The sequence below is a fragment of the Pseudomonas sp. GD03944 genome (assembly GCF_029839275.1).
Lineage (GTDB): Bacteria > Pseudomonadota > Gammaproteobacteria > Pseudomonadales > Pseudomonadaceae > Aquipseudomonas.
In genome coordinates this window covers 19,714-40,387 of the sequence record NZ_JAOCAH010000021.1, presented here as the reverse complement: position 1 = coordinate 40,387, position 20,674 = coordinate 19,714, and the positions used below count along the sequence as shown (strand labels likewise).

General features: G+C 63.4%; 21 protein-coding genes, 1 tRNA gene and 1 pseudogene. 17 read left to right on the top strand and 6 right to left on the bottom strand.

The genetic code is table 11. From position 1 onward, the window contains the following. Nucleotides 1-207 precede the first annotated feature (207 nt). Both N5C28_RS22950 and N5C28_RS22945 read left to right on the top strand, forming a co-directional pair. A complete protein-coding gene (locus N5C28_RS22950; protein ID WP_279825762.1) occupies nucleotides 208-636 on the top strand; it encodes an HIT domain-containing protein in 429 nt (142 codons plus the stop codon). Then, a complete protein-coding gene (locus N5C28_RS22945) occupies nucleotides 637-843 on the top strand; it encodes a SlyX family protein (RefSeq protein WP_279825709.1) in 207 nt (68 codons plus the stop codon). Between the two features lie 53 nt (nucleotides 844-896). On the opposite strand, the gene N5C28_RS22940 is transcribed toward N5C28_RS22945, so the two are convergent. The 4 genes and pseudogenes from N5C28_RS22940 to N5C28_RS22925 form a co-directional block, all read right to left on the bottom strand. Continuing rightward, nucleotides 897-1,154, bottom strand: coding sequence for a cold-shock protein (locus tag N5C28_RS22940; RefSeq protein ID WP_279825761.1), 258 nt, complete (start codon nucleotides 1,152-1,154; stop codon nucleotides 897-899). Nucleotides 1,155-1,178: 24 nt separating this feature from the next. Then, nucleotides 1,179-1,499 (bottom strand): annotated as a pseudogene (locus N5C28_RS22935) (cold shock domain-containing protein membrane protein); the annotation flags it as partial. Nucleotides 1,500-1,652: 153 nt separating this feature from the next. After that, nucleotides 1,653-2,720 carry a GGDEF domain-containing protein gene (locus tag N5C28_RS22930; protein WP_279825707.1) on the bottom strand — a complete coding sequence of 356 codons (1,068 nt, stop codon included), beginning with the start codon at nucleotides 2,718-2,720 and terminating at the stop codon, nucleotides 1,653-1,655. Nucleotides 2,721-2,828: 108 nt separating this feature from the next. Further along, the gene (locus N5C28_RS22925; protein WP_279825705.1) at nucleotides 2,829-3,299 is read right to left on the bottom strand and encodes a DNA starvation/stationary phase protection protein; all 471 of its coding nucleotides are present in this window, start codon (nucleotides 3,297-3,299) and stop codon (nucleotides 2,829-2,831) included. Between the two features lie 411 nt (nucleotides 3,300-3,710). On the opposite strand from N5C28_RS22925, the gene aspS reads away from it, so the two are divergent. The 15 genes from aspS to N5C28_RS22850 all read left to right on the top strand — a co-directional run bounded on the left by aspS (nucleotide 3,711) and on the right by N5C28_RS22850 (nucleotide 15,585). Then, the gene (aspS, locus tag N5C28_RS22920; RefSeq protein WP_279825704.1) at nucleotides 3,711-5,486 is read left to right on the top strand and encodes an aspartate--tRNA ligase; all 1,776 of its coding nucleotides are present in this window, start codon (nucleotides 3,711-3,713) and stop codon (nucleotides 5,484-5,486) included. 74 nt (nucleotides 5,487-5,560) lie between these two features. Further along, nucleotides 5,561-6,310 carry a YebC/PmpR family DNA-binding transcriptional regulator gene (locus N5C28_RS22915; RefSeq protein ID WP_279825703.1) on the top strand — a complete coding sequence of 250 codons (750 nt, stop codon included), beginning with the start codon at nucleotides 5,561-5,563 and terminating at the stop codon, nucleotides 6,308-6,310. 172 nt (nucleotides 6,311-6,482) lie between these two features. Beyond that, a complete protein-coding gene (gene ruvC / locus N5C28_RS22910; protein ID WP_279825702.1) occupies nucleotides 6,483-7,007 on the top strand; it encodes a crossover junction endodeoxyribonuclease RuvC in 525 nt (174 codons plus the stop codon). A 21-nt stretch (nucleotides 7,008-7,028) separates the two neighbouring features. Then, the gene (ruvA, locus tag N5C28_RS22905) at nucleotides 7,029-7,634 is read left to right on the top strand and encodes a Holliday junction branch migration protein RuvA (protein ID WP_279825701.1); all 606 of its coding nucleotides are present in this window, start codon (nucleotides 7,029-7,031) and stop codon (nucleotides 7,632-7,634) included. 6 nt (nucleotides 7,635-7,640) lie between these two features. Then, on the top strand, nucleotides 7,641-8,696 hold the full coding sequence (gene ruvB / locus N5C28_RS22900; RefSeq protein ID WP_279825700.1) for a Holliday junction branch migration DNA helicase RuvB: 1,056 nt from the start codon (nucleotides 7,641-7,643) through the stop codon (nucleotides 8,694-8,696). 49 nt (nucleotides 8,697-8,745) lie between these two features. Further along, nucleotides 8,746-9,198: a tol-pal system-associated acyl-CoA thioesterase gene (gene ybgC, locus N5C28_RS22895; protein ID WP_279825699.1), complete on the top strand. Its 453-nt coding sequence runs from the start codon at nucleotides 8,746-8,748 to the stop codon at nucleotides 9,196-9,198. A 2-nt stretch (nucleotides 9,199-9,200) separates the two neighbouring features. Then, nucleotides 9,201-9,896, top strand: a complete 696-nt coding sequence (gene tolQ / locus N5C28_RS22890) for a protein TolQ (RefSeq protein WP_279825698.1) — start codon at nucleotides 9,201-9,203, stop codon at nucleotides 9,894-9,896. Nucleotides 9,897-9,928: 32 nt separating this feature from the next. Further along, nucleotides 9,929-10,381, top strand: coding sequence for a protein TolR (tolR, locus tag N5C28_RS22885; RefSeq protein ID WP_279825697.1), 453 nt, complete (start codon nucleotides 9,929-9,931; stop codon nucleotides 10,379-10,381). Continuing rightward, on the top strand, nucleotides 10,381-11,334 hold the full coding sequence (tolA, locus tag N5C28_RS22880) for a cell envelope integrity protein TolA (RefSeq protein ID WP_279825696.1): 954 nt from the start codon (nucleotides 10,381-10,383) through the stop codon (nucleotides 11,332-11,334). The genes tolR and tolA overlap by 1 nt, the downstream gene beginning before the upstream one ends. Further along, entirely contained in the window at nucleotides 11,331-12,629 is a 1,299-nt protein-coding gene (gene tolB, locus N5C28_RS22875; protein ID WP_279825694.1) for a Tol-Pal system beta propeller repeat protein TolB, read from the top strand. The genes tolA and tolB overlap by 4 nt, the downstream gene beginning before the upstream one ends. Nucleotides 12,630-12,677: 48 nt before the next feature. Continuing rightward, nucleotides 12,678-13,175: a peptidoglycan-associated lipoprotein Pal gene (pal, locus tag N5C28_RS22870; protein ID WP_279825692.1), complete on the top strand. Its 498-nt coding sequence runs from the start codon at nucleotides 12,678-12,680 to the stop codon at nucleotides 13,173-13,175. A gap of 6 nt (nucleotides 13,176-13,181) precedes the next feature. Next, nucleotides 13,182-14,006: a tol-pal system protein YbgF gene (ybgF, locus tag N5C28_RS22865; RefSeq protein ID WP_279825690.1), complete on the top strand. Its 825-nt coding sequence runs from the start codon at nucleotides 13,182-13,184 to the stop codon at nucleotides 14,004-14,006. Between the two features lie 121 nt (nucleotides 14,007-14,127). Continuing rightward, entirely contained in the window at nucleotides 14,128-14,775 is a 648-nt protein-coding gene (gene queE / locus N5C28_RS22860; RefSeq protein ID WP_279825688.1) for a 7-carboxy-7-deazaguanine synthase QueE, read from the top strand. Nucleotide 14,776: 1 nt separating this feature from the next. After that, on the top strand, nucleotides 14,777-15,451 hold the full coding sequence (queC, locus tag N5C28_RS22855) for a 7-cyano-7-deazaguanine synthase QueC (RefSeq protein ID WP_279825686.1): 675 nt from the start codon (nucleotides 14,777-14,779) through the stop codon (nucleotides 15,449-15,451). A gap of 58 nt (nucleotides 15,452-15,509) precedes the next feature. After that, nucleotides 15,510-15,585 (top strand) — tRNA-Lys (locus tag N5C28_RS22850). A 138-nt stretch (nucleotides 15,586-15,723) separates the two neighbouring features. On the opposite strand, the gene N5C28_RS22845 is transcribed toward N5C28_RS22850, so the two are convergent. Further along, the gene (locus N5C28_RS22845) at nucleotides 15,724-17,946 is read right to left on the bottom strand and encodes an acylase (RefSeq protein WP_279825684.1); all 2,223 of its coding nucleotides are present in this window, start codon (nucleotides 17,944-17,946) and stop codon (nucleotides 15,724-15,726) included. A 188-nt stretch (nucleotides 17,947-18,134) separates the two neighbouring features. Then, on the bottom strand, nucleotides 18,135-20,561 hold the full coding sequence (locus N5C28_RS22840) for a TonB-dependent receptor (RefSeq protein WP_279825682.1): 2,427 nt from the start codon (nucleotides 20,559-20,561) through the stop codon (nucleotides 18,135-18,137). Between the last annotated feature and the right edge of the window lie 113 nt (nucleotides 20,562-20,674).

The window sequence follows — 20,674 nt, the reverse complement described above, 5'->3', positions numbered from 1 at the left end:
TGACTGGGCTGTGTTCGGTAACGCAGGCGGTGGGCTGATTACGGGAGGAAACAAAATGGTGCAGGGCGGGTGCGGCATTCGCGTTTTGGTGCGCCTTTATGGTGCGCGGCCGGCGCTGTCGCTGTTTCGGGTGGGCGGGTATCCTTGCGTGAGCAGGGTGCGCATCGCGCCCGCATGTTCGATTGGTTCGTCGTTGGAGAAATAGGCATGTTCGCTCTGGATTACCGTTTGCAGCAGGACACCCTGGTCGTGGGGGATTTTCCTCTGTGTCGGTTGTTGCTGATGAACGATGCGCAGTACCCCTGGTTCATCCTGGTTCCGCGACGCGAGGAGGTGAGTGAGCTGTTTCAGTTGGACGCTGCGGACCAGCGTCTGCTGTGGCAGGAGACCACGCAGCTGGCTGAAATCCTCAAGGACACCTTTGCCGCTGACAAGATGAACGTCGCCACGCTGGGCAATGTGGTCAGTCAGTTGCACATGCACGTCATTGTGCGTCGTCGCACCGATGCTGCCTGGCCGGCGCCGGTCTGGGGCAAGCAACCCGCTCAGCCCTATGAGCCCGCGGCGGTGGAGGTGATCCGGGCGAAGTTGCGCCTGGTGTTGACCGAGGATTTCGTGTTCGAGGATGGACAATAAATGGCGCTGGAAGAGCGGATCACCGAACTGGAAAGCCGCATGGCGTTCCAGGACGACACGATTCAGGCGTTGAACGATGCCCTGGTCGCCCAGCAGCGCGTGATCGAGCGCCTGCAGGTGCAGATCAAGGAGCTGGCCCGGCGTCAGGAAGAGGCCAGCGGGCAGTTCGGTATCAGCGAGGACGAAGCCCCGCCGCCGCATTACTGAACAGACAGGCATGAAAAAGCCCGCACCAGGCGGGCTTTTTCATGGGCGCTCGCTTAGCGGCGGGCGGGGAGGGCGGCAATCACGTCCTCTGCCTGCAGGCCCTTGTCGCGTTGCATGACCGAGAACTCGACGCGCTGACCTTCTACCAGTACGCGATGACCTTCACCGCGAATGGCCCGGAAGTGCACGAAGATGTCGTCGCCGGAGTCGCGGGAGATGAAGCCGAAGCCCTTGGAGGTATTGAACCACTTGACCGTGCCGGTTTCGCGGTCGGTGGTGCTGACACTGGGTGCCGAGCGCCGGGATTGCAGGCGCAGGTTGGTTCCCAGGTGCAGCAGCACGGCCACGAAGACCGCCAGCAGGCTGAACAGCAGGGCTGGCAGGCTACCGATCAGTGGCAGCGGCGCCAGCAGGATCAGGGCTTGCAGCAGGGTGGCCAGTACCAGCAGGGCGGATACCAGATTCTGCAGTTGGTGGCGCAATGCGGCATGCCAGATCGGCAGCTGCGGAGCGAGGATCAGGTTGAGCAACCCGAACAGGGCGAGGCACAGGGCATCGGGGTGTTGCAGGAACGATGGAGCAGCTGATTGCAGGCTTGGCACGAAAGACAGCAATAGCGCTGCCAGGCCTGTCAGCAGGTGGACGATTTTCAACATATGCAATGAACTCACTTGATTTAGCCAGGAAGAGCGGCCGCACATGCGTTGCCAGGATGAAGGGCATTGGTGATGCGTGCAGAGGCCGCCTATGCCCGAGCGTGAAGGCTGGGCACGGGGCGTATTTAACCGTAAAGAGTGGGGGTACTCAAATCAGGCGCTGAGCGCTTCGGTGGTGACGGCCGGGTGCACCTGGTTGCGGCCGTTGCGCTTGGCCTCATAAAGCGCGTCGTCGGCGCGGGTCAGCAGGCTTTCCAGGGTGTCGCCGGCCTCGGCCATGGCGAATCCCAGGGAGGCGCTGATGCTGTCCAGCACCTGGTCGGTTCGGCGGGCGCGAATGCGCAGCGACTGGATCTTCGTGCGTATCTGTTCGGCGATGGCGTGGGCGTTGGCACTGTCAAAGCACTCGCGCAGGATCACGCAGAACTCTTCACCGCCGTAGCGCGCCGCGATGGCGCGGGAGGGCAGGAGGTCGCGCAGCAGTTGGCCGACGTGCTGCAGCACGCGATCACCCAGTGGGTGGCCGTACTGGTCGTTGAACTGCTTGAAGTGATCAATGTCCAGCATGATCAGGGCGACGCCGTTGTGATCGGCACTCAGGGTCTGTTCGAGCAGGCGCGTGAAGGCGTGGCGGTTGAACACCTGGGTCAGGCTGTCGACCGTGGCGGCCATGTGTGCCCGTTCGAGCTGGCTGCGCAGGTGCTGGATTTCGCTCTGGGCAGCGCGCAGGCGGTACAGGAATTTTTCCTGCTGGTCCTGCATGAGCTGGGTGCTGTGTTGCAGGTCGTTGAGCACGCTCGGCAGGTCATCGATGATCGGCTCTTGCAGGGCGGCCAAGCCCTGTTCCAGGCTCGCCTGGAAGTTGCGGCTGCCGATGACGCTGCGCGAGACGTCCGTTTCGATGTCATCGACCAGGTCGATGACCTGTTCCTGGCCGGCCCGGGCTTCGTCCAGTTCGCCGCGGATGACGTGTTCGCGGAACAGCTTGGCCGCCGTTTCCGGCGGAACACCATCGAAGTCGCTGACGGTCTTGTCCATGCGCCGGTTCAATTCGGCGTCCTGGCCCTTGCTGTAGGTGTACCAGAGCGCGTAATGCACCGGGTTCGGCGGGATGTCGTGACGCATCATCAGCGGAACCGCCTGCTTGAGGAGGGCAGCCGCTTCGCGGGTTTCCTCGGGATACAGTTCCAGAATGCTTGGCGCTTTGGGTGGTTGGCTCATGCGGGGTCACGGCGGCGGGTTGCGAATGGGCAAAGCATAGAACACGGCCCTGTGGGCCGCCCAGCAAAAGGCCCGAACGAATCGGGCCTTTTTTACGCGCTGGCAGAATCAGGCATCGAGCAGGCTGCGCAGCATCCAGGCGGTCTTCTCGTGCACCTGCATGCGCTGGGTCAGCAGGTCGGCGGTGGGCTCGTCGCTCACTTTGTCCAGCAGCGGGAAGATGCTGCGGGCGGTGCGGGCAACGGCTTCCTGGCCCTGGACCAGCTGCTTGATCATCTCGGCAGCGGCCGGAACGCCTTCTTCTTCCTTGATGGAGGACAGGCGTGCGTAGGCGGCGTAGGTGCCAGGTGCCGGGAAGCCCAGGGCGCGGATGCGCTCGGCAATCTGGTCGACGGCCAGGGCGAGTTCGTTGTACTGCCCCTCGAACATCAGGTGCAGGGTGTTAAACATCGGCCCGGTGACGTTCCAGTGGAAGTTGTGGGTTTTCAGGTAGAGGGTGTAGGTATCGGCGAGCAGGCGGGACAGGCCCTCGGCGATGGCGGCGCGATCCTGTTCGGCAATACCGATGTTGATTTCCATACCATTTCTCCTCTCAGGTGGTTCGGGCGTTGGCGGCCCGTGATGGGCAGAGCCTAACACAGGCGCTGTCGCCGCCGGCTCTGCCTTATATCAATGAAGGCGATTTATAGAGACTATCCATGACTGCAAGTTCAGTTGTGGTCATGGCGCATGGGGATGGCACCGGACCGTCGAGTCGGTCTCGGTCCGCGGGAAATGCACGCAGGGTGGCGGCTGCACGTCGCGTCTTAACCATATATAATCCGTCGCTTTGCTGTGGCGCGCGGGCTGTCTCCTATCGAGGCGCCGCCTGCCGTTGCGGCCCTGCGGCGTGGCAGAAATGCCGGAAACACCGCCTGCATGCAGCCGGCCAAGCGTGTCGCCACCTGGGCGACCCACCGTATTCAAGACTCGAGAGAAGCGATTACCACCATGATGCGCAGCCACTATTGCGGCCAGTTGAACGAAAGCCTGGACGGCCAGGAAATCACCCTCTGCGGATGGGTTCACCGTCGTCGTGACCACGGTGGCGTGATCTTCCTCGACATTCGCGACCGTGAAGGCCTGGCCCAGGTGGTGTTCGATCCGGATCGCGCCGAGACCTTCGCCAAGGCCGACCGCGTGCGCAGCGAGTACGTGGTCAAGATCACCGGCAAGGTACGCCTGCGTCCGGCCGGTGCGGTAAACGCGAACATGGCATCCGGTGCCATCGAAGTGCTGGGCTACGAGCTGGAAGTCCTGAACGAAGCCGAAACCCCGCCGTTCCCGCTCAACGAATACACCGACGTCGGTGAAGAAACCCGCCTGCGCTACCGGTTCATCGACCTGCGCCGTCCGGAAATGGCCGAGAAGCTCAAGCTGCGTTCGCGCATCACCAGCAGCATCCGCCGCTACCTGGATGAAAACGGCTTCCTCGACGTCGAGACGCCGATCCTGACCCGCGCCACCCCGGAAGGTGCCCGCGACTACCTGGTGCCGAGCCGCACCCACCCCGGCAGCTTCTTCGCCCTGCCGCAGTCGCCGCAGCTGTTCAAACAACTGCTGATGGTGGCTGGCTTCGACCGTTACTACCAGATCGCCAAGTGCTTCCGCGACGAAGACCTGCGTGCCGACCGCCAGCCGGAATTCACCCAGATCGACATCGAGACCAGCTTCCTCGACGAAGCGGACATCATGCACCTCACCGAGACCATGATCCGCAACCTGTTCAAGGAAGTGCTGGGCGTCGAATTCGCCGAGCTGCCGCACATGACCCTGGCTGACGCCATGCGTCGCTTCGGTTCCGACAAGCCGGACCTGCGTATCCCGATGGAGCTGGTGGACGTTGCCGATCAACTCAAGGACGTCGACTTCAAGGTCTTCTCCGGCCCGGCCAACGACCCGAAAGGCCGCGTTGCCGCGCTGCGCGTACCGGGCGGTGCGAGCATGCCGCGCAAGCAGATCGACGACTACACCAAGTTCGTCGGCAACTACGGCGCCAAGGGCCTGGCCTACATCAAGGTCAACGAGCGCGCCAAGGGCGTCGAAGGCCTGCAGTCGCCGATCGTCAAGAACATCGCCGAGCCGAACCTCAACACCATCCTCGACCGCGTTGGCGCCGTCGACGGTGACATCGTGTTCTTCGGTGCCGACCGTGCCAAGGTGGTCAACGATGCCCTGGGTGCGCTGCGCATCAAGCTCGGCCATGACCTGAATCTGCTGACCGCCGAGTGGGCGCCGCTGTGGGTCGTCGACTTCCCGATGTTCGAAGAGAACGATGACGGCAGCCTGACCGCCATGCACCACCCGTTCACCTCGCCGAAGTGCTCGCCGGCAGAGCTGGAGGCCAACCCGGCCGCGGCCCTGTCCCGTGCCTATGACCTGGTGCTCAATGGCACCGAACTGGGTGGCGGTTCGATCCGTATCCACGACAAGGCCATGCAGCAGACCGTGTTCCGCGTGTTGGGCATCAGCGAAGACGAGCAGCAGGAGAAGTTCGGCTTCCTCCTCGACGCCCTGAAGTACGGCGCGCCGCCCCATGGTGGCCTGGCCTTCGGCCTCGACCGTCTGGTGATGCTGATGACCGGCGCCAGCTCGATCCGCGAAGTCATCGCCTTCCCGAAAACCCAGAGCGCAGCCTGTGTCATGACCCAGGCGCCGGGTGTGGTGGATGGCAAGTCGCTGCGTGAGCTGCACATTCGCCTGCGCGAGCAGCCGAAGGCTGAGTAAACGCCACGCGGTCGTGCGAGCCCAGGGAAACCTGGGCTTGTTCATTGTGAAACCTGAAAAATCTGGAGTGGAATATGGCCGGTCATTCCAAATGGGCCAACATCAAGCACCGCAAGGGGCGTCAGGACGCCAAGCGCGGCAAGATCTTCACCAAGCTCATCCGTGAGCTGACCGTGGCTGCCAAGCACGGCGGCCCGATCCCGGCGGACAACCCGCGTCTGCGCCTGGCGGTGGACAAGGCGCTGACCAACAACATGTCCCGCGACGTGATCGACCGTGCCATCGCCCGTGGCGCCGGCAACAACGAAGCCGACAACGTCGTCGAGTTCAGCTACGAAGGCTACGCGCCGAGCGGCGTGGCCATCATCGTCGAAGTGATGACCGACAACCGCAACCGCACGGCGGCCGAAGTGCGTCATGCCTTTTCCAAATGCGGCGGTAACCTGGGTACCGACGGTTCGGTGGCCTACATGTTCGAGCGCAAGGGGCAGATCAGCTTCGGGCCGGGCGTCGACGAAGACGCGCTGATGGAAGCGGGGCTGGAAGCCGGCGCCGATGACGTGGAAATGGGCGACGATGGCTCCGCCCTGGTATCCACCAGCTTCACCGAGTTCCATGCGGTCAACGAGGCGCTGAACGCGGCGGGGTTCAAGGCGGAAGAGGCGGAAATCGCCATGATCCCTTCGATCAGCGCACCGATCGCCGACCTGGAAACCGCGCAGAAGGTCTTCAAGCTGATCGACATGCTCGAAGACCTGGATGACGTGCAGAACGTCTACCACAACGCCGAGGTCGCCGACGAGATCATGGAGCAGCTTGGCTGACTCCTGAGCGGTACCCTCCAGCCGGAAGTATTCCGGGCTCGCGCCCTGAGACTTCCGGCTTTTTAATGGCCGTCCGGTGGTGACGGCATCCTGCCGGCCCCCTATACTCGCGGCTGGATAAATAGACAGTGTCGAGCCGGTGTCCTCCGGTTTTGCACGTGGATGGCAAGGCATGACGCTGATTCTTGGAATCGACCCCGGCTCGCGCATCACCGGCTACGGCGTGGTGCGGGACACGGGGCGCACTTGCGAATACGTGGCGTCGGGCTGCATCCGTACCGGAAACGGGCCATTGCCGGAGCGGCTGCAGATCGTGTTCCGCGGTGTGCGGGAGGTGATCGCCACATACGGCCCGGTCACCATGGGCATCGAGCAGGTGTTCATGGCGCGCAACGCCGATTCGGCGCTGAAGCTGGGGCAGGCACGGGGCGCTGCCATCGTGGCGGGCGTCGAAGCCGGCCTGGACATCAGCGAATACACCGCGACCCAGGTCAAGCAGGCGATTGCCGGGACGGGCGGTGCCGACAAGGAGCAGGTGCAGATGATGGTCATGCACCTGCTCAAGCTGGTGCAGAAGCCGCAGATCGACGCCTCGGATGCCCTGGCCATCGCCCTGTGCCATGCCCATCATCGGCAAAGTCTTGTTCCCCATGGCCTGGCCGCTGCGAAACGACGCGGCGGTCGCCTTCGTTTATAACGTGACTCAAGGAATGCAGTGGTGATTGGACGTTTGCGCGGCACCTTGGCGGAAAAGCAGCCGCCGCATTTGATTCTGGATGTGAATGGTGTGGGGTATGAGCTGGAAGTGCCCATGACCACCCTGTACCGTTTGCCTGCAGTGGGCGAGCCCCTGACGCTGCACACTCATCTGGTGGTGCGTGAAGACGCTCATCTGCTGTACGGCTTTTATGAAAAGCGCGAGCGTGAACTGTTCCGCGAGCTCATTCGCCTCAATGGCGTGGGCCCCAAGCTGGCCCTGGCGTTGATGTCCGGGCTGGAGGTCGATGAGCTGGTGCGCTGCGTGCAAGCCCAGGACACCGCCGCCCTGGTGAAGATACCCGGGGTGGGCAAGAAAACCGCCGAGCGCCTGCTGGTCGAGCTCAAGGACCGCTTCAAGGCCTGGGAGTCCGTGCCGGGCATGGCCACCCTGGTGGTGGAACCTCGGGGGGGTAACGGAGTCTCAAGCGCGGAGAATGACGCGGTTAGTGCGTTGATTTCCTTGGGATACAAGCCTCAAGAGGCCAGTCGAGCCGTTTCTGCGGTCAAGGAAGATGGATTGAGTAGTGAAGATATGATTCGTCGTGCCCTCAAGGGGATGGTGTAACACCTGATGATCGAAGCCGACCGCTTGATTACCGCCAGCACCCGTGACCGCGAAGAGCAGGTAGACCGGGCCATTCGCCCCCTGAAGCTGGCCGAGTACATCGGCCAGCCGAGTGTCCGTGAACAGATGGAGCTGTTCATCCAGGCGGCCAAGGGGCGCGCCGAAGCCCTCGATCACACCCTGATCTTCGGCCCCCCGGGGCTGGGCAAGACCACACTGGCCAACATCATCGCCCAGGAAATGGGGGTGTCGATCAAGAGCACCTCGGGGCCTGTGCTAGAGCGCCCGGGTGATCTGGCGGCGCTGCTGACCAACCTCGAGCCCGGCGACGTGCTGTTCGTCGACGAGATCCACCGCCTGTCTCCCATCGTCGAAGAAGTGCTGTACCCGGCGATGGAGGATTTCCAGCTCGACATCATGATCGGCGAAGGGCCGGCGGCCCGCTCGATCAAGCTGGACCTGCCGCCGTTCACCCTGGTGGGCGCGACGACCCGGGCCGGCATGCTGACCAACCCGCTGCGTGACCGCTTCGGTATCGTGCAGCGTCTTGAGTTCTATAACACGGACGATCTGGCAACCATCGTCAGCCGTTCGGCGGGTATTCTCGGTTTGCCGATCGAAGGCTCGGGCGCGTTCGAAATCGCGCGTCGGGCGCGGGGCACGCCGCGGATCGCCAACCGCCTGCTGCGCCGCGTGCGCGATTTTGCCGAGGTGCGCGGTTCCGGGGAGATCAGCCGGCAGGTGGCCGATAAGGCCCTCAACCTGCTGGATGTCGACGAACACGGGTTCGACCACCAGGATCGGCGCCTGCTGCTGACCATGATCGAGAAGTTCGATGGCGGTCCGGTCGGCGTGGACAGCCTGGCGGCGGCGATCAGCGAGGAGCGCCACACCATCGAGGATGTACTGGAGCCTTACCTGATTCAGCAGGGCTACATCATGCGCACCCCGCGGGGGCGCGTTGTCACCCGGCATGCCTACCTGCACTTCGGCCTGAACGTACCGAAACGCATGGGTGAGAAGCCGACGGCGGACCTGTTCGGCAACGATGATGACCAATAAAAAATACTTGCTGCAGCCAATTGGCAAGTTCAGGAGCTAGCACTAGAGTATGCGCGCGCAAAACGGAGTTCAGCCGTTCGCCCATCGGTGTCGTGTTTATTACGAAGATACCGATGCCGGTGGCATCGTCTACTACGTCAACTACCTCAAGTTTATGGAACGGGCTCGCACCGAGCGGCTTCGCGACCTGGGCTTCGCCCAGTCGACGCTGGCAGGTGAGGGCCTGTTGTTCGTCGTGCACTCGAGCGAGGCGCGTTACCACGCGCCGGCCCGTCTGGACGACGAACTGCTGGTGAGTGCTGAAGTGATCGAGTTAAACCGTGCCAGCCTGCGCTTTCGTCAACAGGTCAGGCGGGCTACGGATGATGCGCTGCTCTGTGAAGGGCAGTTTCTGGTGGCCTGTGTAGGCGCCGACAATTTGAAACCCCGTGCCATGCCCCAGGTGCTGCGTGCAGCGTTTGTCGAGCAAGGTGGTGCGGGTACATCCAAAGCAGGAGAGTAAGCGTGGAAGCCAACGCCGTTGACCACATGTCGATGTGGAGTCTGATCAGCAACGCCAGTCTGGTGGTGCAACTGGTGATGTTGACGCTGGTGGCCGCTTCGGTCACTTCGTGGGTCATGATCTTCCAGCGCGGCACCCTGCTGCGGGCCGCCAAACGCGCCCTGGACAACTTTGAAGACCGCTTCTGGTCGGGCATCGACCTGTCCAAGCTGTACCGTCAGGCCGGCAGCAACCCGGACCCGGATTCGGGGCTCGAGCAGATCTTCCGTGCCGGCTTCAAGGAATTCTCCCGCCTGCGCCAGCAGCAGGGCGTCGACCCGGATGCAGTGATGGACGGTGTGGCGCGTGCCATGCGTGTGGCGATCTCCCGCGAGGAAGAAAAGCTGGAGCAGAGCCTGCCATTTCTGGCCACCGTCGGTTCCACCAGCCCGTACATCGGCCTGTTCGGTACCGTCTGGGGGATCATGAACTCCTTCCGTGGTCTGGCCCAGGTCCAGCAGGCTACCCTGGCCACCGTGGCCCCCGGTATCGCCGAAGCCCTGATCGCCACCGCGATCGGCCTGTTCGCCGCGATTCCTGCCGTTATCGCCTACAACCGCTTCTCGGCCCGCGGTGAAATGCTCATCGCCCGCTACTACACCTTTGCCGATGAGTTCCAGGCGATCCTGCATCGCAAAGTCCACACCAGCGACGACTAAGCCTTAGGCATTCACTACACAGGTTTTAAGCCATGGCCAGAATTCGCAACAGACGCAAGCCGGTCGCCGAGATGAACGTGGTGCCCTACATCGACGTGATGTTGGTGCTGCTGGTCATCTTCATGGTGACGGCGCCCATGCTCAACCAGGGGGTCAAGGTCGACCTGCCGAAGGTGAGCAGTGAAGCCCTGCCGCAGGACAACAACTCGCAGGTGCTGACCATTTCGATCAAGGCCGACAAGTCCTACTACTGGAACATGGGCACCGAGGTCGATACCGATACCGTTCAGGATCAGGCCTTGACCCTGGAAGAGATGACCCGCGCGGTCACGGCCATCATCAACCAGAGCCGCAGCACGGGTAAGCAGGTCCAGGTATTCGTGAGGGGCGACAAATCGGTGGATTACGGCACCGTGATGTCGGCCATGGGTGGTTTGCAGCAGGCTGACGTGGGTAACGTCGGGCTGATTACCGAGGCGCCCTGATGCAGCAGCAACGCGAGCGCTCTTCTTCGGAAAGCTTCTTCTGGCCTGTGGTCTGGGCCGTGGGGCTGCACGCCCTGATGTTCGCCATGCTGTTCGTCAGCTTTGCTTTCGCACCGGAGCTGCCGCCGGCCAAGCCGATCGTGCAGGCCACGCTGTATCAGTTGAAGTCGCAAAGCCAGGCCACGACCCAGACCAATCAGAAGATCGCCGGCGAAACCAAGAAAACCTCGGCACCGGTCTACGAACAGGAACAGCTCGAGCAGAAAAAGGCCGAGCAGGAAAAAGTAGCGGCCAAGGCAGCGGAACAAAAGAAAGCAGCAGAGGCTCAGAAGGCGGAGGCGGCTAAAAAGGCTGAAGCCGAGAAAAAGGCTGCTGAACAGAAGCGACTGGCTGATGTAGCCAAGAAAAAAGCTGCGGAAGACGAAGCGAAGAAGAAAGCCGCCGAGGACCAGAAGAAGGCCGCTGAAGAGGCGAAGAAGAAAAAGGCTGCTGCCGAAGCCGAAAAGAAAAAAGCGGAAGAGGCGAAGAAGAAAAAAGCTGCTGCAGAGGCGGCCCAGCGCAAGGCGGTCGAGGACAAGAAGGCTGCCGCACTGGCCGAACTGTTGTCCGAGGACGTGGGGCGTCAGCAAGCGCTTGCCGATACCGTGGGTGACCAAGTGGCAGGCAACCTGGACGACCTGATCGTCATGCTGGTCAGCCAGCAATGGCGTCGTCCGCCCTCGGCGCGCAACGGCATGAGCGTGGAAGTGCTGATCGAGATGCTGCCCGACGGCACCATCACCAACGCCAGCGTCAGCCGTTCCAGTGGTGATGCGCCGTTCGACAATTCCGCGGTACAGGCAGTGCGCAACGTGGGACGCATCGCCGAGATGCAACAGCTGGACCGCGCTACATTTGATCAGTTATACCGGCAACGTCGTGCCGTGTTTAAACCGGAGGATTTAGGTCTGTGAATACCCTGATGCGTATCGTCCTGCTGGGCCTGGCCATGATGGTCGGCAGCGTGCAGGCGGCTGATCCCCTGGTGATCAGCACCGGTACCGACCGTGCCACGCCCATCGCTGTCGTGCCGTTCGGTTGGCAGGGCGGCAACGTGCTGCCCGAGGACATGTCGGAAATCATCGGCAATGACCTGCGCAACTCGGGCGTGTTCGAGCCCATCCCGCGCCAGAACATGATCAGCCTGCCGACCCAGGCCAGCGAAGTCATCTACCGCGACTGGAAAGCCCTGGGTGCCCAGTACGTGCTGGTGGGCAACATCGTGCCCAACGGTGGCCGTCTGCAGGTGCAGTACGCCCTGTTCAACGTGGCCACCGAGCAGCAGGTCATGACCGGCAACGTGGGCGGCGGCGTCGACCAGCTGCGTGACATGTCGCACCACATCGCCGACCAGTCGTTCGAGAAGCTGACCGGCGTGAAGGGTGCCTTTTCCACGCGCCTGCTGTACGTGACGGCCGAGCGCTTCGGTGTGAACAACACCCGCTACACCCTGCAGCGTTCCGACTACGACGGCGCCCGTGCAGTGACCCTGCTGCAGTCGCGCGAGCCGATCCTGTCGCCGTCTTTCGCTCCCGATGGCCGTCGCATCGCCTACGTGTCGTTCGAGCAGAAGCGTCCGCGCATCTTCGTCCAGCACATCGACACCGGCCGTCGTGAGCAGATCACCAATTTCGAAGGGTTGAACGGTGCGCCGGCCTGGTCGCCGGACGGCAATCGCCTGGCGTTCGTGCTGTCGCGCGACGGCAACCCGGAAATCTACGTCATGGACATGGGCACCCGCCAATTGCGCCGCGTGACCAACCAGGCTTCCATCGATACGGAACCGTTCTGGGGTAAAGATGGCCAGACCATCTATTTCACCTCCGACCGTTCGGGCAAGCCTCAGATCTATAAAACCAACATCAGCTCCGGTTCGGTGGAGCGCGTTACCTTCGTCGGTAACTACAACGCCAACCCGAAACTGTCGGCTGATGAAAAGACCCTGGTGATGATCCATCGCCAGGATGGTTACACCGTGTTCAAGGTAGCGGCCCAGGACCTGCAACGGGGCAATCTGCGCATTCTTTCTGATACAAGTCTGGATGAGTCGCCCACTGTTGCGCCCAATGGCACCATGCTAATCTACGCCACCCGCCAGCAGGGGCGGGGAGTCTTGATGTTAGCGTCCATCAATGGTCGCGTTAAGCTCCCTCTTCCTACCGCTCAAGGCGAAGTTCGAGAGCCTTCCTGGTCCCCCTTCCTGAACTGATGCGGCGCTACACCACTTAATACACTGGGGTTCATTAGGAGTTACATTATGGAAATGTTGAAATTTGGCAAATTCGCTGCCCTGAGCCTGGCTCTGGCCGTAGCTGTTGGTTGCTCCTCGAAAGGCGGCGACGCTGCTGGCGAAGGCGCTGTTGATCCGAACGCTGGCTACGGCGCTGACAGCGGTGCTGTCGATGGCAGCCTGAGCGAAGAAGCGGCTCTGCGCGCTATCACCACTTTCTACTTCGAATACGACAGCTCGGACCTGAAGCCAGAAGCCATGCGCTCCCTGGACGTTCACGCCAAGGACCTGAAAGGCAACGGCGCTCGCGTCGTTCTGGAAGGCCACGCTGACGAGCGCGGTACCCGTGAGTACAACATGGCTCTGGGCGAGCGTCGTGCGAAAGCCGTTCAGCGCTACCTGGTGCTGCAGGGCGTTTCCCCGGCTCAGCTGGAGCTGGTTTCCTACGGCGAAGAGCGTCCGGTTGCCACTGGCAACGACGAGCAGTCCTGGGCTCAGAACCGTCGCGTCGAACTGCGTAAGTAATTCGATATGCGTATGTGCCGCCGTGTCGTAACAGTTCTGGCGCTCTGCCTGCCGTTCTCGGTTGTTGCAGAGGTTCCTGTGGTCGATGGCAATGCCGGTTCCGGCAGCAGTAGCTATCCACCCGCTGGTTATGGCACGGCTGGCGCCTACGCGGGGGGAGGGGCGCAAGCCCCTGCCACCGCGCAAGGCATGCTGTTCAGCCAGCTACAGCAGATGCAGCAAGAAATTGCCCAGCTGCGTGGCATGCTCGAAGAGCAGCAGAATGAAATCCAACGTCTGAAACAGGAAGGCCTGGAGCGTTATCAGGACCTCGATCGACGTTTGGGCAGTGGTGCTGCAGGTGCAGCGGCCACCCAGAATTCTCAGGCTACCGGCTCGGCAAATGCCGCCGGTGGTTCGCCGGCCCCGGCAGGGGGGCAGGCTCAGGCGCCAGCGGGTGAAGAACCGGCTGATCCCGCCAAGGAAAAACTCTTCTACGAAGCCGCCTTCGACCTGATCAAGGCCAAGGACTTCGACAAGGCCAGCCAGGCATTCGGTGCCTTCCTGCGCCGTTACCCGAACAGCGTGTACGCGGGCAATGCCCAGTACTGGCTGGGTGAGGTCAACCTGGCCAAGGGTGATCTGCAGGGCGCCGGTCAGGCGTTCGCCAAGGTCAGCCAGGCCTACCCGCAGCACGCCAAGGTGCCGGATTCGCTGTTCAAGCTGGCCGATGTGGAGTCCCGCCTCGGCAATACCGACAAGGCCAAGGGCATCCTGCAGCAGGTGATCGCGCAGTACCCCGGTACCTCCGCAGCCCAGTTGGCCCAGCGTGACCTGCAGCGTCTGCCCTGACCGCTGACACCGCTTCGCAGAATAAAGCCCGCGCCTGTCGCGGGTTTTTTCGTTAGACTCTGCGCCCCTTTTCCCGCAACGGAGGCGGATGGCCTGTTTAGCCGTCACGCCCGTGGCTCATATGCAAGAAACCCTGCGCATTACCGAGATTTTCTACTCGTTGCAGGGGGAGACGCGCACTGCCGGTCTACCGACAGTGTTCGTTCGCCTGACCGGCTGTCCCCTGCGCTGTCAGTACTGTGATACCGCCTATGCCTTCAGTGGCGGCGAGATCACCTCCCTGGACGCCATCGTCGAGCAGGTGGCCGGCTATTCGCCGCGCTACGTCTGTGTGACCGGTGGCGAGCCCCTGGCCCAACCCAACTGCATCCCGTTGCTCAAGCGCCTGTGCGATGCCGGTTACGAGGTCTCGCTGGAAACCAGCGGCGCCCTCGACGTGTCGGCCGTGGACCCGCGGGTGAGCAAGGTACTCGACCTGAAGACGCCCGGCTCGGCCGAGCTCGGGCGCAACCGCTACGAGAACATCGAGCACCTGACGCCCAACGACCAGGTCAAGTTCGTTATCTGCTCCCGTGAGGACTACGACTGGGCGGTGAGCAAGCTGATCCAGTACCGTCTGGACGCGCGAGCGGGGGAGGTGCTGTTCTCGCCGAGCCACCAGCAGGTCAGCGCCCGTGCCCTGGCGGACTGGATCGTTGCCGACAACCTGCCGGTCCGCCTGCAACTGCAACTGCACAAGATTCTCTGGAACGACGAGCCGGGACACTGACATGAACGACAAGAAAGCGGTCATCCTTCTTTCCGGCGGCCTGGATTCGGCCACCGTGGTAGCCCTGGCCAAGGCGCAGGGCTATGCCTGCTACAGCATGAGCTTCGACTACGGGCAGCGTCACCGTGCCGAGCTGCAGGCCGCCGAACAGGTCGCGCGGCAACTGGGCGTGATCGAGCACAAGGTGATTGGTCTCAATCTCAATGGCATGGGCGGCTCTGCCCTGACTGACAGCACCATCGACGTGCCCGAGGCGCCCACTGAAGGCATTCCGGTCACCTACGTGCCGGCGCGCAACACGGTGTTTCTGTCGCTGGCCCTGGGGTGGGCGGAAGTGCTGGGTGCCCAGGATATTTTCATCGGGGTCAACGCGGTGGATTACTCGGGCTACCCGGATTGCCGGCCTGAGTTCGTCGAAGCCTTCGAGCGCCTGGCGAACCTGGCTACCAAGGCCGGTGTCGAGGGTCAGCCGTTCCGTATCCAGGCACCGCTGCAGAACATGACCAAGGCGCAGATCGTCGAAGCCGGGCTGCGTCATGGCGTGGATTACGCCCTGACCGTGTCGTGCTACCAGGCCGATGACGAGGGCCGTGCCTGCGGCAAATGTGACAGCTGCCGCCTGCGTGCGGTCGGGTTCCAGGCGACGGGTGTGGCCGATCCGACCCGCTATCGCTAAAAAGTTTTTCGCGAAGTGTTGATTTTATGAATTAAATCAGTATCATGCGCCTCGCGTTGGGTCGTTAGCTCAGTTGGTAGAGCAGTTGGCTTTTAACCAATTGGTCGTAGGTTCGAATCCTACACGACCCACCAACCTACATACCGGTGCAGAAACAGCGACGCTAAGCTGGATCTGCAACCGAACGAAGAACCCGCCGAGAGGCGGGTTTTTTGTGTCTGTCGTTTTTCTTTTCCAGCCTGCCTATGCCACTGGCCCTGAGCCGGGTGTACTCATTCCCGTGCCCGGAGGCGCAGGGTCTGCAGGTTCGGATCCGCCTCGATCTGCTGCTGGGTGAATGGCAGCACCGGCCATTCCTGTCGTGAGAACAGCACTGTCTGGTCCCGGTAATGCGGGGAGGCGGGATCGCTGGATTGCGAGTGAGCGAGCAGCCCCCTGGCCACCGGGCCGTTGTCGGTGAAGCTGACCAGTTGGATGTAGCTGGTGCCGCCGACCACTTCCCGGCGTCCCGCGTCCCGGGGCTGACTCTGGATCGCATTGTAGACACCCAACTGACCATCGCCGCCGGGAACGGGAATCCAGGTGTCACCCTGGCGTGCGCCCTGCACCTGCCCCCAGCGCGTGCCCTGTGCCAGGCCGGTGGCCTTCACGGCGCCCGCCGCCTTGGCCAGTGCCTGCTCCAGCTGGGTCGCCACCTCCGAGCGCTGCCAGGCAAGGCCCCGCGGTGTGTTGACCGGGTCGGTGGCGTCGAAAGGAACGCGCCAGCTCTTGTCGAGCTGGGTGAGCGCCGCGACCAGGTGCTGGAAGTACAACATGCCGAGGCCGCTTTCCAGGGAGGCATGGCGGTCCCAATCTGCCAGCGCCGCGCAGCTCCGCTTGACGTCGTCGGGCTGCGGACGTGACGCGCAGAAGGCCAATACATCCTCCAGCAGCAGGTCAGCCAGGTAGACCCGGTTGTCCGTCACCAGGCGTTGCAGAAAGGCCTCGCTGAGCGGCTGTTCGGCGCGCTGGTGGAGCTGATCCAGGGCATAGCGGGTGCGCGGGCTGAGTGCCCGTCCTTCGCGGCTGATCAGCGGTGAAAAGCCGGTCAGCGGCGCGTCAGGGTGGCTCATCCAGGCGCTGTCGTTGGCGTTCTGCACGAAGTCTTGGCGTTGCAGCTGCGGCAGATGCCGGCCCGGCACCAGGCCCGGCTGTGCGGCAGCCGCGTCCTGCTGCCAGTCGCAGGCGCTGCGGCTTCCATCCAGGCCAGGCAGCCCCTTGGCGATGAGTTCGGGGAGGGCGCAGGTCTGCAGCTGTCTGACCGACACGTTGGGTATCACCGAGGCGTTCAGGTACAGGGCATCGCCTCGGTCATCGACGGCCAGGGTATTCACCCAGGGGATGCCCTGGGTGTCCTGAATCGACGCCTTGAAGCCATCCAGGTCGAGGGCCTGGTTCATGCTCAGCCACTGCTGCAGGGCCCGGGTGTTGTCCAGGTTGGCGTCCTGCAGGGCATAGGCGTGCCGTTCGCTCCAGTCGAGCAGCCCAGGCCGCACGACGACCGGCCCGAAGCGCGAAAGATAGACGTCCTTGCGTTGCGTCGACAGTTGCCCGTCGGCCTCCAGCACCTCGATGCTCAAGGTGGTTCTGCTCAGGGCCTGGCGCTGTCCGTCGAACTGGTAGTGCAGCGGGTCATCGGGGTTCAGGGTCAGGCGATGCAGGGTGAAGTGGCTCGAGCTGTCGACGGTGTGGGTCCAGGCCAGGTGCTGGTTGAAACCGATGTTCACCACGGGCATGCCCGCCAGCGAGGCGCCCATGACGTCCAGCTTGCCGGGAATGGTCAGGTGCATCTGGTAGAAGCGCAGGGCGCCGACCCAGGGGAAATGCGGGTTGGCCAGCAGTCGGCCCTTGCCGTTCTCCGTGCGTTGCCCGCCCACGGCGATGGCATTGCTGCCTTGTTCCTGAGCGAAATTCTTGTCGCGCGTGCTGTCGAAGGCCTGGGCAGAGGCGGGTTTAGCTGCCTGACCGCTCGGCGGCACGGCCGCGAGCATCGCATCGGCGAAACGGCCAATCCCCGCGCCGACCTGCAGGCGCTGCACCAGCCGCACCATGTCGGTTTCCTGCAGAGGGCGCAGCCAGGCGCTGCCGCGGCAGCGTTCCGCGCCGTCCGATGCCAGGTAGCGGTTGAAACCTGCGGCGTAGCCGGCGAGCAGTTGCCGGGCTTGCGGCGGCTGGCGATCCAGGTAACGCGCAATGCGGGCGTCGTCGTTCAGCCAGCGGAAGAAGAAATCCGAGCGAACGTTGTCCAGGCCGCTGGAGGACTTGGCGTCACGGCCCAGGAAGCGTGCACGTTCGCCGCGAACGGTCAGCACTTCGTCCGCCAGCAGGCACAGGTTGTCCCGGGCATAGGCGTAGCCGACGCCATAGCCCAGCCCGTATTCGTCGCTGGCGCGGATATGGGGAACGCCGAATGCGGTCCAGCGGATCTCCACCCCGGCGTCCTCTGTCGCGATCACCGGTGGCGCCAGCAGGGCAGCCATCCATAGCGTGGCGAACGCTGCCCGCCGCGCACGTGGGGCCCCGCGGTTGGATGTCATCTGCACGCCAGAGTGGTTTGTCTGTGAGGCCATGTCGGTCACCGGTGGGGGGAGATAAAAGAACGGCGAACACCTGGTTCGCCGTTTTCGTGCATGCGCTGCCGCGATCAGAAGTCCACGGTCGCCGAGACTTTCAGCGTACGGGGACTGCCCTGGGTCAGGTAGCCGCCGTAGGCCGATTCCCAGTAATCCTTGTTGGCCACGTTCTCCAGGCCGGCGCGCAGGGTGATGTCACGCTCGTCCATCTTGAAGGCGTAGCGCGCACCCAGGTCGACGCGGGTCCAGGCGGGGATGCTCAGGGTGTTGCCCGAATCGTAGTACTGGCCACCGGTGCGCTGCAGCAAGGCGTTGACCGCCAGGCCCTGCACGCCGGGTACATCCCAGTCGGCACTGAGGTTGTATTGGAACTCCGGCACACCCACGGCACGGTTGCCGTCGTTGAGGCCGCGCACCTGGCGGGCGCTGGCGCCGGTGCCAACGGTGCCCACCGTTCCCGACAGCTCGCTGTCCAGCAGGGTGCCGCCGGCCAGCAGGCGCAGCCCGTCGATCGGCTCGCCGAACACACTGAACTCGATGCCGCGGTTGCGCTGCTCGGCATCCGCCGCCATCACGTTGTTGACGGTAATGACCTGAGGCTGCTCCAGCTGGTACACGGCGAGTTGGGCGCCGAAGGTGCCGTAGTCCAGCTTCACGCCGGCCTCCACCTGCTTGGTGCGGTAGGGCGGCAGCACCGTACCTCGGTTGTTCGCCGCGGTGCTGACCTGGCCGGGGGAAAGGCCTTCGATGCGGTTGGCGTAGAGCGACAGGTTGTCCGTGGCCTTGATCACCAGGCCGTAGACCGGGGTGGTGACGCCGGCATCGTAGTTGGCCGTGCGGGCCTGCGTGGCCGTTGCCCAGGAGTTGCTGGAGACCAGTTGGCGACGCACGCCCAGGGTCAACAGGGCGCGGTCATCGAAGAAGCCCAGGGTGTCCGACACCGCCATGCTCCGCGAGGTCGTGGAGCCGGTCTTGCGCGGGTGGTGGATATCGCCGGCAATCGTCGGCCTGGGTTCGGGGCTGGGGAAGGGGTTGTAAAGGTTCCCCGGCAGGCGGTTGCCGGCCGTCGTGGATTCGTTGGCGCTGAAGAATTCGCGCCAGTTGCCGGTCAGGCCGAGGTTGAACTGGTGGGTTACCGGGCCGGTGGCGAAGTTGCCGCGCAGTCCGCTGCTGACGCTGTCGCTTTCTTCGTCACGCGGTGCGTAGAGGCGTCCGACCGTGGCGGTGCCGTCCAGCGAACTCACATAGAGCGAGGAGTAGACACCATTCTCACGGGTGTACTTGCTGCCGACGGACAGATAGCCGGTCCAGGCATCGCTCAGGTCGTACTCGGCGTTGAGCATGCCGTAGGTGTCTTCCAGCTGCGACCAGGACCAGGGCTGGGCGTAGTTGTCATTGGCGTCTGGCACCTTGGGGACCTTGGTCAGGCCGGCCGGGATCGGCGTCGGCAGGTACACCACCGAGCGCCCTTCGTTGATGCGCTGCTTCTGGTAGCCGAAGTCGCCGGACAGGCGCAGGCGGTCGCCCCGGTAGTCCAGGCCGACGGTGAACAGGCTGAAGTGTTGGTGTTCGCCGTCCACGGCGCTTTCGCCGTCGCGCTTGGCCATGTTGACCCGCACGCCGAAGCGGTTGTCTTCGCCGAAGCGCTGGCCCAGGTCGATATGCCCGCCGACGCGGCTGTCGCTGGCGTAGTCCAGGGTCACGCGGCGGGTCGGGTCGTCCTCGGCGCGCTTGGGCACGATGTTGACGTTACCGCCGATGCCGCTGCCGCCAGGCGATACGCCGTTGAGAAAGGAGCTGGCGCCCTTGAACACTTCCACGCGTTCCACCGCTTCGGTGGAGATGATCTGCCGCGGCAGCACGCCGTACAGGCCGTTGAACGCGATGTCGTCGCCGGCCAGGGCGAAGCCGCGGATGACGAACACCTGGGAGAAGTTGCCGAAGCCGTAGGACTGGCGCACCGCGGGGTCGCTGCGCAGCACCTCGCCGACGGTCTGCGCCTGGCGGTTCTCGATCAGCTCGTTGGTGTAGCTGGAAAAGCTGAACGGCACATCCTGCATGTCCTGGTTGCCCAGCATGCCAATGCGGGCGCCGCGGGCCACCTGGCCACCGGCGTATTCGCTGGGCAGGTCATTGCGGCCGCTGTACTGGCCGCTGACGGTGGTCGCGCCGAGCTCCAGCGCCCCCTGTTCCTCGGCGACCGGCACCAGGGTGATGGTGCCGTCGGTGCCCATGCGGTACGTCAGGCCGCTGCCCTGCAGCAGGCGTTGCAGCCCTTCGGACACCGAGTAATCGCCCTTGAGCGCGGGGGCGGTGCCCACGCCACGGGTCAGGGAGGCGTCGTAGAGCAGGCGCACGTCGGCCTGTTCGGCGAAGTAGGTCAGCGCGGCGTCGAGGTTCTGGGCCGGGACGTCGAGTTCGATACCCAGGGCGCTCGTGGTGGCAAGGGCGAGGGGAAGAGCGGCGAAGGGCGGGATGAGGAAGGAGATCGACCGCATGCTGGTTTCCTGTTCTCTGCTGATTTCATGCGACGTATTCGCATTTGCAGACAGAAGACGAAAGCGCTGCGCATTTCTGAACCGCGGCCGCAAAAATATTTTCGTTGAATGAA